The following is a 13,908-nucleotide window of genomic DNA, read 5'->3' as shown; positions in this document are numbered from 1 at the left end:
ATATTCTTATTGCCCCGCCTCTGCTTGGTCTTGGCCCGAAAAAATCTGATTTTCTTTGTCACCACCGGCAACCAGATAGGCCAATAAGTCTTTTACCTCATCTGGCCCCAAACGATTGATCGTACCTGGAGGCATCAATGAAATAGTCGACATACGTGTGCTTTGCACTTGATCTTTGGCTATACTTCTAATTACATCCGGTGCGTAAGGGTTTTGGCTAATTTTATATTCCGAATCATTTTCACTGATCAAACGTCCTACTACTGAATTACCATCTTTTAGCGTGAACACGGTAGAGTTGTACTGATCGGAAATAACATCGTTCGGATCTATAATTGCCTTCATCATATCTTCCGGTGAGAACCGCGTACCAATCTGTGTTAGGTCAGGACCAATATTCTGGCCTTCGCCACGCATACTATGGCACGTAATACAGTTGGTGGCCAAGAACATGTTTCTACCTTGCTCAAAGTCGCGGTTTTTTAATCCGTCGGCCAATAAAGGCTCGATATCTTCTTCTTGCCAGTTTTTTCTAGGCCCCTTTGGCTGCACCGCATTGGATACCAAATCATTACCGGAACTGCTCAGCAAAGAGTCTCCCGACATTTCGTTATACATCTCAAACTGACTTTTAGATACGTGCGACAGTGCACCTTGTCTAGCTTTATCGATGAACCCGATATAACTTCTACCCGCTTTAAACGAGAAGGCCTTGTAGAACCATTTGAAATATTCTTCGCGTAATTCCGGAGTCCATCCATTGGTAGCACCACTCAAAACGGTACCATAGTAAGTACTTTGGGCCGGAGGCATGTTCTTAAGTGTCTCGGCGATATCCATACCATATTGTGGATTTCTGAGGATAAGATCGGCAGCCTCGGTAGCGGTGTTCGCCATTACGGAAGCATTTTCACCCTGAGGATTTTCTAAAAGTGCCAATGTCTTTGACACAACCGTTGGTTCGCCCACATAAACTAAGGTCTTGCTTAAAAGCTGATTAAGAACATCAGTCTCAGATGGATAATGTGAAGCTAGATAAGAACGTACTTTTTGTTGTGATGCACTGTTCGGCTTACCCATTCTTGATAAAGTGAGCTCTATAGCGCGTACCAGGTCGACCTGTTGAGCCGTATTAAGACTTACATAGTCAATTTCGGTCAAGGCCTGAAGCAATTTGCTCTGTTGATTCGAATTACCCTGTCTTGCCAAAGCGATGGCACCTTGAATCTTAGCGATGGCATCGGTCTCATCATACACCTTCTGTTGCCAAGAATCGACTGGTTGATGTTCAACCGCTATTCTAGCGGCATATTGCAAGAACCTATCATCACTTTTCAAATAAGGCCAGGCAGCCTCAACAGCTCCTTCTTTGGCTCCTAAATGATAAGTTTCCAATTCTTTTCTCTTCTTATTGGCATCTGTCTGGGCAAGAGCTGTGCCCGCACCTTCGACCTTATCGTCACCATCGTAATAAACACGGTATAAATCAGAATCTAACCTTCTACCTCCGGTCATAAAGTACATGGCACCATCAGGCCCGATGACCCCATCGGTCAAAGGCAATGGCAACCCTGAAAGAAACTCTTCTTTCACCCCTTTATAAGAAGAACCTTCTGGTTGTAATTCGATACCGTAAACGATACCAAAACTCCAATCGAATGCAAAAACACTGTGCTTATACTTTTCAGGAAAGTTAGCTCTACTGCCGTACATGACGTTGGTAGGTGATCCCTGACCAATATTCATTAACGGAGGTAAGTTATCAGGGTAGGCAGGCGACCATTTTCCGTTACCGGTTCTCCAACCGAATTCGGCGCCACTGGTAACATGGCAAATTCGTGTAGGTCGGTACCAAGGCATACCCAAATCCCATTCCATATCGGAATCGTAAACGAACATGTCTCCCAATTCATTAAAAGCTAAATCATAAGGGTTTCTAAACCCGGCAGCTACCAGTTCCCAATTCTTTCCTTCCGGATCTACTTTGGCTATCCACCCACCTGGTGCCCCTCTATCGTTTGCGTGACCACGCGGATCTTTAATTTGTGGAAACAAGTTATCATCGGCCCAGTTCTTAGGCAGTCTATAAGTAGCCACATCTTCAGGTAAATCGGTGTGGTTACCAGCAATTACATACAAAGACTTTCCATCAGGCGATGGAATAATACTGTGAGGACCATGCTCCCCCGCCCCATGAAGGGCCTGGAGCAGGGTAATCTTATCATATTGATCATCATTATCGGTATCCTGCAAACGGTAAAGACCACTGGTTTTCTCAAATTCTTCATCGCCCCAGTGATTGATCATTACATAGAGACTGTTAAAGGCATACAAAAGACCTTGGGCGTACCCCATTTGAACAACGGAATCTGCGACCTGCTCACCTGTTTGAATTTTTAGTTTTTCAATTTTCGGTGTTAGGTCATCAGAACCGATAGGTGCAACCTCCATACGATAGAGTGCCCCATATTGGTCAGAAGTAATCAGTCTACCCTTGTCATCAAAGGTCATTGAAACCCAAGAACCGGTACCAGCCTCACCCGGGCTATATAAATGCTCTGCCTTAAAACCAGGTTGTAGCTTTAATTTGGCAATTTTCGGATCTTGGTTTTCTGCGGTTTCCGCCTCACCTCCTTTGTCCGTTCCACACGAGACCATTAGCTGAAGCGCAGTTGCAAGCAGAAGAATTTTTTTGATCATTTGGCTTAATTTGATAATTTATTTCAGTTAGATTTTTTAATGCCTTTGAAGGTACTAAAAATTCGGGTTCAACGACGATTCAGACGCCGGAAGACCATATCTCAGACTTATATTGGAGAAGGCATTACCTCTAGGTTCCGCTCCCTCAGGATAATAGTAATCGTTAGGGTTTGCCTTGATTCGGTTTCCGTAAGCCGTTATAACGTCTACGGCGCGACCTGTTCTAACCAAATCGAACCAACGTTTGTTCTCAAAAGCCAACTCGACCCTGCGCTCGTTAAAAATGGCTTCCCCTAAATCACCAGTGGGATCCCCAAGACCCGCACGCGTACGAACTTGGTTCAGATATATCAGAGCCTCTCCCGATTCGCCCTGTTCTTCAAGCGCCTCGGCTAAAAATAACAATACTTCAGAATAGCGATATACTGGCCAATTAACACCATGATTAAAATGAAGTGAATGTGGCTCTAAAAATTTATTGATTATAGGATATGTTCCATCTCTCCAAAAACTTCCACTAGAATTTACATAGGTTATTGAAGCATCTTTTCTTAAATCTCCATCTTCGTAGGCTGCTAGTATATCCGGTGTAGGAATATTATTCCCTTCACCACTCAAGGGCTGTGGGTTAGATGTTTGCATTAAACTTCCTACCTCCTCAGCGTCTAAAGGCCAAGGAAGGCTATAATAAAGGAAAGTGCCATTCAAACCTTCAGCTCCCTCCTTATATTGAATCTCAAAAACTGATTCCATGTTATTCTTATTACCGCTGTTACCTGAAAAAGCATCTGCATAATCGGGCATCAACATGTACTCATCACTTTCAACAACCGCTCTTGCTTGAGCTTCAGCCTCAGCCCACTGCTCTCTTACGATATGAACATTTGCCAACAACGTTCTTGCCGCACCTGAAGTGGCCCTCCCTGGGTCTTGCTGTGATTTTGAAGGAAGTAAGGTAATCGCTTCACTAGCATCACTAATTATTTGAGTATATAGTTCATCCTCGCTAGAAAGTGGTAAAGCCGCATCTTCACGGGATAGTACTGGCACCAAGTGCATAGGTACACTACCGAACAATTGCACTAAATCAAAATATGCCAAAGCTCTTAAAAACAGAGCCTGACCCTTGATGTTGTTCTTGGCGGCTCCATCAAATTCAGCCTCATCTATGGTCGCTAAAATCTGATTGGTACGGGCAATTACCTGATAATTATAAACATATACATTTTGAACATGAACATTGGTAGTAATACCTTGATCGGTAGGTACCGCAAAATCGGCAAGATCTTCTTGTTGTTCGGTCGCTCCGAAAGCTGTATTACGAGCATAATAGGTATTATCGGAATGCATTTCTTTTAGATAAATACCTGATGGACCGCCCCCTGTACCATTCAGCACAGTTCTTAATGGAGCGTAGGCACCGTTAACAGCTTGTTCAAAATCAACTTCTGTTTTATAAAAAGTGGGAACACTCAAGGAATCTTCTGGAAAGATGGTCAATTCATCTTCGCAGCCTGTAGCCAGTACCCCCAGCACTACAAGAATTGAGAATATTTTTTTCATTGTATTATTTTTTTAGAAGAGTCTAATTCTTTTTTAATGATTATCCAGCCTATTAAAAGTTCAGGTTTACGCCTAAACTGAAAATTCGGGGAACAGGGTACCCCGATAGGTCTACCCCTGGACTCAAGTTACCTCCATCACCGTCTCCATCAGATTCTGTACTGATTTCTGGGTTTGGACCACCCCAGTACTTCGTGAAAATGTGTACATTTTGAATTGAACCGTAGATTCTGGCAGACTTGAAGAAACGGTCAACACCGCCTAAAGTATAGCCCAATGTAATGTTTCGAATATTAAAGAACGAGGCATCGGCCACAAATCGGCTGTTTACCCAGTCTCTTTCAATACCTGTGACATTACCGCCACCTACTGTTGTACCATAGAAGCCTCTACCAGGGTTATCTACAGATCTAAATCTGTATTTAACATCTGACAACAAATTAAATACACCATCAAGGTTGGTTGTACTATAAAGGTGACGAACCAGAACATCGTTACCTTGAGATCCTGTTCCGATTACGGAAAAATCCCAATTACCATATTTGATCGTATTGGTGATACCGTAAGTGAAATCAGGGAAAGGATTACCCATAATCGCTCGGTCATCATTGTCACCACCATTGGTAATAACACCATCCCCATTAACATCAACCAATTTGATACTACCTACCGTAGACCTACCCGGTACTTGCGGAGAACTATCTAAATCTTGTTGGTTCAAGTAAACACCATCAGCTATATGACCATAAAATTGAGCGAATGGTTTGCCAACTTGGGTTATGTGAAAGGTACCGTAGACGCGATCAATACCTTCTGCAAGCGACACCACTTCATTTCTATTAAAGGATATGTTTGCGTTGGTTGTCCAACGGAATTTACCCGTGGTGTTCACTGTATTCAGAGCGAATTCATGACCCCAAAACTTTATTTCACCAATATTATCGCTAAAGTTGGTAAAACCGGATTCTTGAGGCACCTGTACATTGTATAAAAGGTTGGTCGTGTTCTTAGTGTAGTAATCGTAAATGAAAGAAACACGATCATTGAAAAGACTCAAGTCAAACCCTATGTCAAATTGTTTAGTAGTCTCCCAACCTAAATTAGAATTTGATAAAGAACTCACTGCAGAACCTGGAGCAAATTCATCATTAAATGCCGCATTCACTCGGTTATTGATTAAAGCATATTGGGTGTAGTTACCGATATTATTGTTACCAGTAACACCGTAACTTGCTCTAAATTTTAACATGTTAATAGCTTCTTGATTCTCCATAAAGGCTTCATCGGAGATAATCCATCCAGCAGATACGGATGGGAAGTTACCCCATCTGTTTCCTGAACCAAATCTTGAAGAACCATCTCTACGCACCGCGGCCGTAAGCAGGTATTTACCTTTATAGTTATAGGTCAATCTGGATAGGAATGATACCAGGCTCCATTCTTGAATATTATCAAAAGTGCCGTTTCTATCAATATTCGCGGCGCCCTGTATGGTTGGCAAACGATCGTCTGCAAACGTATTGGCAGCTATCCTATTAAAATCTCTTCTAAACTTCTGATAACTAAATCCCCCTAAAAGAGAGAAATTGTGATCACCGAAACTCTTGGTATAGGTCGCCAAGTTTTCATTCAAATAAGAAAAGTCTCTTTGATCTTCCCAAATGGCTTCCGATGTGGTCGGAATGGGCACATTGATACGAAACGTAGCGGTCGAAGGACTAAAGAACTCATACTTCTCATTATATATTTCAGCATTTAAGCTCGACTTTATAACCAATCCATCAATCGGCTCATACTCTACAAAAGCATTGGAAAGTATGTTGACGTTCTTATTTTCATTTTTGATTTGCTCAGCCGACGTTAACCAGTTGGCGTATGAGAAAATATTTCCTGTTTCGGCAGGAAAATTATTGAAGGTCGTTCTAGTACCATCTTCATTGTAAATGGGCATAATCGGCCAAGTATGAAGGGCGTTGAAAAGAATACCGACACCACGATCACCGTCACTACGAGGCGTATTGTCTTTTATATAGGACGGGGCAATATTGAAGCCCAATCTTACTTTATCCGACACATTATAATCTAAATTGACCCTTAACGAATAACGCTCATAATCAGAATTGATAACAACCCCATCTTGCTTAAAGAAACCGGCAACTACCGCAGTACGTAATTTCTCTTTATTTGAGGTAATTGTCAAGTTATAGTTCTGCACAGGCGATGTTCTTAATAGAGCACCATACCAGTCGTTGGTCTTTCCTTCGTATTGAGAAGGGTCTTGAAAAATGGCGGGTACTGGATCACCCTGATCTTCGTAATATTCTTTTTTGAACTGGGCGAACTCTACGGCATCCATCATATCGATCCTACCCCTTTGAGGCACCTGCTGAATTCCCGTTGAAGTGTTAAGACTTACATTGGTCTCACCAACAGTTCCATTTTTGGTTGTTATGAGTACCACCCCGTTGGCAGCCCTCGAACCATAAAGAGAGGTTGATGCTGCATCTTTAAGAATGGTAATGTCTTCAATCTCATCAGGGTTTAAGTTGTTGATTCCCCCTGAAATCGGAAAACCATCAATGACATAAAGAGGTTCGCTACCTCCAGAAACAGAAAGTTGCCCCCTAATACGTACAGACATTCCCTGACCAGGCTTACCTGTGGTTTGATTGATCTGTACACCTGCAAGCTTACCTTGCAGCTTTTGTGTTACTTGTGAAACCGGCAAATCGGCCAACTCTTGTGCTTCGATTGTCTGTACAGATCCCGTTACCTGTCTTTTAATCTGTGTACCATAACCTACCAACACCACTTCATCAAGGGCCGTGGCATCTTCGGTCATAGTTGCATTTACTGTAGTTTGGCCATTTAATGGAATTTCCTGGGTAGTAAAACCTATATAGGAAAAAACAAGGGTAGCGTTCGAATCCGCTACATTCAAAGTATAGTTGCCGTCAAAATCGGTAACCGTACCGTTAGTGGTACCTTTTACGATAACATTTACACCCGGCAAGCCAAAGCCGTCATCAGCCGATACCACCGTACCAGAGACCGAAGTGCTTTGGGCGAATGCATTAAAAGATAAAAATAGGGCCAAAACCAAGTACAAGGTTTTTAACCCAAATCGGATTTTTTTCATAGTGATTAATTAAGTCAGTTAGCGAATAGTTCAAGTCGATAGAGTTCAGCATTCTACCGATTTAGTTCAAATGTATCTTTCGAAATCGTTTTCGCTATCCTGTAGTATCCTGCTAATTCGATAAAAACAGATAGAAAATTTTCAACGACTTCATTAATTTTAGGCCTAAAATTGTCAATTACACACCTATTATTGTAATTCAGTAAATTTTATCTAAATCTCATTTGATTTTGCTCTTCTAGAATCATCGAATTTTGAGGTAGAATAGTTAGAATGAAGAGTTGTGTATGATAAGTTTCTAAGCGGTGGTCAATATTCCATTGGTTTATTGCAAAATTCTTTTATAATGAGCTAACCTTTAATATCCCCTATCACTGAAAAATTTCTTACAAGAATTCTGACAAGCTTAATTACAGAAGGTTGCACCTAATTAACCGAGAGGAAAATACATACTTTAATAAAGGCAAATGAAGGTCATTTTATCAAAATGCCAGTAAAAAACAGAGCTACCATATTATTGATATCCGATTCAGTTAAGAAAAAGTTATCATATCTGCTATTTATAGTAGAAAATTTAAATAAAACGAGAATTTTGCATTTTTTTGCCCAAATAATATATTTCCTATATAATTTTACATTATCTTTATAAGAAGTAGGAATTATACTTCAAAAATTACCTTAAATGACTCCCCTAGTAATGTTAATTGATGACGATCTCGTATCTCAATTTGATATGAGAATCAAGCTACAACGACACGGCCAGCCCTCGGAAATACTTTCCTATGATTGCCCAATCGAGGCATTAAGTTGGTTTGAAGAATGGAAACTATCAAACGGTGGTCTACGCCTACCCGATATTCTTTTGTTGGATTGGCAGATGCCCAAAATGGATGGCTTTGAATTTCTAGAGGAGGCTTTTGAAAGAGGAATTCCTTTAGAAGAAATGGATATTTATATGGCCTCTTCGTACAGCAACTGCTTAGAGAAAGCCACTGAAGAAATAAGATCTAAGGTAAGAAGGCGCTTTATTAAACCGTTGAGTAGAGCCAATGTTGATATTATCTTTACCAATCAGGCACTTAAAGAGCAAGTCTGAGCATATTTCAGCCAACACTAATCAACTGCCTTGCATTAACTTTTTTTTAAAATCTTACTCTTTTTAGTGGGTTATTTACCAGTTCCACAATTATTCACCCTGATTTTATAGCGCTAACTATCCATTCACCAATTCTTCGCATGCCCAATAGTTTGTGCTCATTCTTATGTTAAAATGCTCTTGCTCATTGAATAGGATTAAAAGTTTGATGCTTTGGAGCACATACACTACAGAGGCACGACTACTTTAGTGGGTCTTATTTGACCAATAAAAATTTATTCAATTTCGGCAAAGAATAGCGCTCTATGTATGGGAAAAATCTAGATAATAAAGTCGTTTACTTGGTAGATGATGATCAGGAAGACCAAGAAATTTTTAGTGATGCCCTTGAAATGGTCGACACCAATTTTACCCTAAAGATGTTCGACAACGGGGTTGACCTAATGGCCGATTTACACTCAGAAACCGAATTGCCCGACGTTATCTTTCTTGACCTGTTCATGCCCATGATGAATGGGGAGGAATGCCTTCAAGATATCAGGGAGAACTATCAATTTAATGATGTTCCGGTAGTGATATACTCTACTGTTCTTGACATGGGTAAAATTGAAGAGCTATTTGATATGGGGGCCAATAGGTACTTACACAAACCTTCTAACTTCAATGCATTGGTAACCGCTCTGGAACGTACCATGCGCTCGGTCGAAAGAAATAAAATGGGGGGAACGGCTATTATTAATGTTATGAATTAACGCTTTGACAAATTCACTTTCCTCCTTTTTAATTGATCCATTTAGCCATTAGGGCATACATTTCACTTTTTGAAACCGGTTTGGCTACATAAGCTACAAAACCTGAAGCAATACAATTCTCTTTATCACTTGTCATGGCATTGGCCGTTTGGGCTATAATTCGAGTATCAGGTTTCATTTCGAGAATTGCTTCAGCCGCCTCATATCCGTTCATAACCGGCATTCTAATGTCCATTAAAATTAAGGAGTAATCAGAATCCTTCTTGAAGAGGTCTACCACTTCTTTTCCATTATTGGCCCAGGTTATATTGAGGTCGGTAGGTTCGAACAATTTTTGTAAATAATGCTTATTGGTAGGGTTATCTTCGGCAATAAGTATTCGTTTATTTTTAAATACCTCTAAATCGAACTCTTTTTCCTCCTCTTCTTCGACCTCATTTTCATTCCATTTTTCGAAAGGAATATCAATAGTAAAAGTACTGCCTTTGTCTTTTTCAGATTCGGCGGATATATTACCACCTAGCAAGCCCATTATTCCTTTAGAAATAGCCAGGCCTAGCCCTGTACCATCGTATTGTTTCTTGTCTTTATGTTCCACACGCTGAAAGCGTTCAAAAATAATTTCCAGATCTTTTTGGGTCATTCCAATACCGGTATCGGATACAGCAAAGACAATACGGTCATTTTTAATTTCATAACCGAACCTAATGGTACCCGAAACCGTAAATTTCATCGCATTGCCCACCAAATTGGTCAATACCTGCTTTAAACGTGAGCCATCTGTTTCAACAACTAACTCGCTACTCTCAAGAGGCACATAAGTCTCTATGGCTATCTTACTCTTGTTGCGTTGGTCTTTTATTGCCCTGAAGGTAACTTCAACTTCTTTGATCAATTCATTTAAGTTACAAGGGCCAAATTGCATATTCAGCTCACCTGCCTCTATTTTTGATAAATCGAGTATATCATTGACCAAATCAAGCAATTGCTTACTACATTTTTCTATAATGCCAACATATTCATCTGTAGAAGCCTTATCCAATATATCTTCGCGAAGCAACTGGGCGAAACCAACAAGCCCATTCAAAGGAGTGCGGATTTCGTGGCTCATATTGGCCAAAAACTGATTTTTATAAATGTTAGCCGAGTTCGCTTCTGCCAAGGCCACTTGTAAATTATGTTCGGTCTGTTTCTTCTCGCTGATATCGATAACAACGCTTATATAACTTGTAACCGTTCCGGAAGCGTCTTTTTCAAAGGGAGAATCGATGGAATAACACCAAATATAAACCCCGTTCTTATGCTTGATACGATATTCTATCTTGCACGGAGCAGCACCGTTACTTAGACTTTTCAAATGGTTTTTAACGCCCTCTCTATCATCAGGATGTATCAGTTTTTTAAACTCGTCATCGGACATTGAATTAATCTCCCCTATTTCATACCCCAATATGGTCTCATATTGAAAATTCATATAGGTAATGCGTCGATCCACAAAACTGTATACATAAATTCCGGAAGCCGATAGTTCCGTAATCTTACTTGAAAACTCTTTTTCGTGCCAAAGCTTTTCGTATAAATTTTTACGTTCGGTGATGTCTTGTGCAATTCCGCGAAGGTGGGTTATCTCTCCCCTGCTATTTTTATAGGCATTACCGGTGACCCACATCCAACCGTGCGACCCGTCATTTCTGGTCGTTTCCAATTCCAGTTCATAAGGCACCCCTTCATTGGCAGTTCTATTAAGCGATTCGCTGAGTAAATTCCATGATTCTTCGGTAAATAATTTTTGATGTTCAGAATATGGTGGTGGCGGTAATTTTGGGTCAAAACCGTACATTTTATAAAGTTCTTCTGTCCAAAAAACTTCATTTGATGCAACATCTAATCGCCAACTACCCATTCTTGCTACCTCTTGGGCCTTCGCTAATTCTTCCGATTTTAAGGTTAATGCCTGTTCGTTTTCTTTAATCTCATTGATATTAACAAAAGTGACGACTACCCCTTCTATTTTCTTATCCGTGGTTATAAACGGGCTTATACGGTTGAGATACCAATTACCTTTTCGGTCACAAACATCACCTTCAAAAGTCTTCAACTCTTCCAGTGCCAATTGACAGTCTTCGATAATTGACTTTCTGGTAGCATCTTCGAACTCAGAAGCAAAACTGTCTATTGAACGACCATAATCTCTATCCTCTAGATTAAAAATCTTTTTGATAGCAGGTGTAAACTTTCTGATATTCAACTCTTCATCTAAGAACAACGTACCGATATCGGTGCTGTTCAAAAGGTTGTTCATATCATTGTTCAGGTTTTCAAGCTCTTTGTTTTTTTCCTGAAACTCGGTATTTACCGTATATAGCTCTTCGTTGACCGATTGAAGCTCTTCGTTCGAGCTTTGAAGTTCTTCATTGGAAGACATCAACTCCTCGTTCGAACTTTGAAGCTCTTCGTTACTCGTTTCTAGCTCTTCAATTACATTCTGAAGCTCGGTTCTTTTCTCTTTAAGTTCATATTCTAAATCTTCAATACGCTGCTTCGAGATATTCGAAATATCTTCATTCGACAGAATTATCTGTTCTGCGGATTCCTCTTTGACACTTTCACCAAATTGAACCAGAAAAAGCTTATTTCCACTTTCGGTATTTTTTACCTCCTCAAAAAATAAGTCGGTCGTCATGGTTATTTTCTCCGTATCAATCAACAGATTCTTTATGGTAATCGGTTTATCGAGCTTGATAGTTCGCCTGATACCATTTCGTATAACCGTTGATAGTTCTTGAGGCACCAACCCTAAGAGGTTATTTGTAAACATGCCATCTGTTTGACTGAACCACTTCTTAAAGTCACCCTGAATAAACTGCACATTGAAGTCATCGTCGATAAATACGGTAACCGGGGCATATTTTTTACTTAAATATTTATAGTAAAAAAGCTCTCCTTGTTGCGCCTCAGTAAACTTATTCGATTGCCTAATTTGGAAATGCGGAACTTCATGTCGTTTAAAACTTAATGAGGTATCTTGAATAGACCTATTACGAAATGCTTGGTTCTTTTTCTTGATGCATTGAAAAATTCTATGCTTCGAATCGACCGTTTTAAATAAATTACCCATTTTACCGAGCGACTCGCTACTGCCTAAAAACAAGAAGGCGTCTTTGTTCAAAGCAAATTGAAAGTTTGAAAGAATGCCTTGTTGAGTATTACTTGACAGATAAATTAATAGGTTTCGGCATACGATTAAATCGACCTGAATAAAAGGAGGGTCGTTCGTAATGTCATGATATGAAAATACCACTTTCTCTCTCAGACGTTTGATTATTTGAATACGCTCGCCCGACTTTACAAAATATTGGTCAAGGTAACCTTGGCCTATTTCTTCGGCCTCATTTATCGAATACGAGCCAGAACTAGCTTTTCTAAGTGCATTTTTGTCAACATCGGTTGCAAATATCTTGATGTCAAGGTCAAGATTATTGGTTCTGATGTATTCATCAAAAAGCATGGCTATGCTGTAGACCTCTTTACCCGTAGAACAACCCGCCACCCATATACGAATATTTTCAAGCTTATTTTTTACTTGGCAAATGTGCGGTATGGCCGTATGTCTAATAATTTCAAAGGCTTCCGAATCTCTAAAAAAACTGGTTACACCAATCAAGAATTCTTGCTGCAGAGTCAGAAGCTCGTCCGCATTGCCCTTTATATAGATGTAGTAATCCTGCAAAGTATCTATATTTCTCAAGCTCATTCGCTTAGCAATACGCCTCAATAGGGTGTTGGCCTTGTACTTCTTAAAATTGACACCGGTATGTTTTTGTATTTCAAAAAGGATGGACTGGTAGTTCTTTTCATCGTACGTTTCGTCGTCTACATCACCCTCTATAATCAGATTGTTATTGGTGAACTTGACAATTTTGCTCGCTATCTGATTAGCGGGTAGTACATAATCTGCCAAATTGGTAGCAATGGCCGCTTTAGGCATTCCGTCAAATTGAGCCGATTCTGGATCTTGAACGAAAATGGTGCCCCCTGCCTCTTTGATTGTCTTTATACCTCGAGAACCATCTGATCCCGTTCCAGATAATATAACCCCAATAGCCTTGTCCGCATAACATTCACCGAGCATTTTCAGCATGATATCAATCGGAAGGTTTAAGTGTTCTTTGGGTGCTTTTTCCAATAATATGAACCGCCCGTCTTTAATACCCAAATTCTTGTTACGCTGATTGAGATAAATGCAATTAGGCTGAATCAATTGATTATGCTCAGCGGTAAATATTTGCATTTTGGTATGTGTAGCCAAAAGCTCGGGCATGAGGCTTTTGAAATCTGGTGATAAATGTTGAACTACGACAAAAGCCATTCCCGAATCATTCGGCATATAGTCTAAAACATCTCTAACTGCTTTTAGCCCACCTGCTGAAGCGCCTATTCCTACAATAAAAAAATCTTGGGGTTGTTCCATTCAAAAGTCGGGTTACATGAAAAAGAAAATAGTACCACCCTGGAACAATCGAATAAAATTGATATAGGTGACGATTTCGCCCATACCCATAAAAATGATTCGCATACTTACTTTCTAAAAGACTTAGATGCAATCACTTAATTATTCTCGGGGAAAATCAGTTCGGTCTAGTTGGCTTTTCCTGTTA

The 13,908-nt window shown here is 40.1% G+C and carries 6 protein-coding genes; 2 read left to right on the top strand and 4 right to left on the bottom strand.

All coding sequences use genetic code 11. From position 1 onward, the window contains the following. Positions 1-6: 6 nt before the first annotated feature. From D1013_RS08350 to D1013_RS08340, 3 genes are read right to left on the bottom strand one after another with little or no spacing between them, the layout of a single operon-like run. The gene (locus D1013_RS08350) at positions 7-2,700 is read right to left on the bottom strand and encodes a c-type cytochrome (protein ID WP_121848395.1); all 2,694 of its coding nucleotides are present in this window, start codon (positions 2,698-2,700) and stop codon (positions 7-9) included. Between the two features lie 54 nt (positions 2,701-2,754). Beyond that, positions 2,755-4,263 carry a RagB/SusD family nutrient uptake outer membrane protein gene (locus D1013_RS08345; protein WP_121848394.1) on the bottom strand — a complete coding sequence of 503 codons (1,509 nt, stop codon included), beginning with the start codon at positions 4,261-4,263 and terminating at the stop codon, positions 2,755-2,757. Between the two features lie 52 nt (positions 4,264-4,315). Next, positions 4,316-7,402: a SusC/RagA family TonB-linked outer membrane protein gene (locus D1013_RS08340; RefSeq protein ID WP_121848393.1), complete on the bottom strand. Its 3,087-nt coding sequence runs from the start codon at positions 7,400-7,402 to the stop codon at positions 4,316-4,318. Between the two features lie 682 nt (positions 7,403-8,084). On the opposite strand from D1013_RS08340, the gene D1013_RS08335 reads away from it, so the two are divergent. Beyond that, positions 8,085-8,498, top strand: coding sequence for a response regulator (locus D1013_RS08335; protein WP_121848392.1), 414 nt, complete (start codon positions 8,085-8,087; stop codon positions 8,496-8,498). A 305-nt stretch (positions 8,499-8,803) separates the two neighbouring features. Next, positions 8,804-9,250 carry a response regulator gene (locus D1013_RS08330; protein ID WP_121848391.1) on the top strand — a complete coding sequence of 149 codons (447 nt, stop codon included), beginning with the start codon at positions 8,804-8,806 and terminating at the stop codon, positions 9,248-9,250. A 28-nt stretch (positions 9,251-9,278) separates the two neighbouring features. On the opposite strand, the gene D1013_RS08325 is transcribed toward D1013_RS08330, so the two are convergent. Continuing rightward, complete coding sequence (locus tag D1013_RS08325) at positions 9,279-13,721, bottom strand: chemotaxis protein CheB (protein WP_121848390.1); 4,443 nt, start codon at positions 13,719-13,721, stop codon at positions 9,279-9,281. Positions 13,722-13,908: the final 187 nt, after the last annotated feature.

The sequence above is a fragment of the Euzebyella marina genome, assembly GCF_003687485.1.
Classification (GTDB): Bacteria; Bacteroidota; Bacteroidia; order Flavobacteriales; family Flavobacteriaceae; genus Euzebyella; species Euzebyella marina.
The sequence above is the reverse complement of the archived record's forward strand: the minus strand, read 5'-3'. Positions and strand labels throughout refer to the sequence as shown.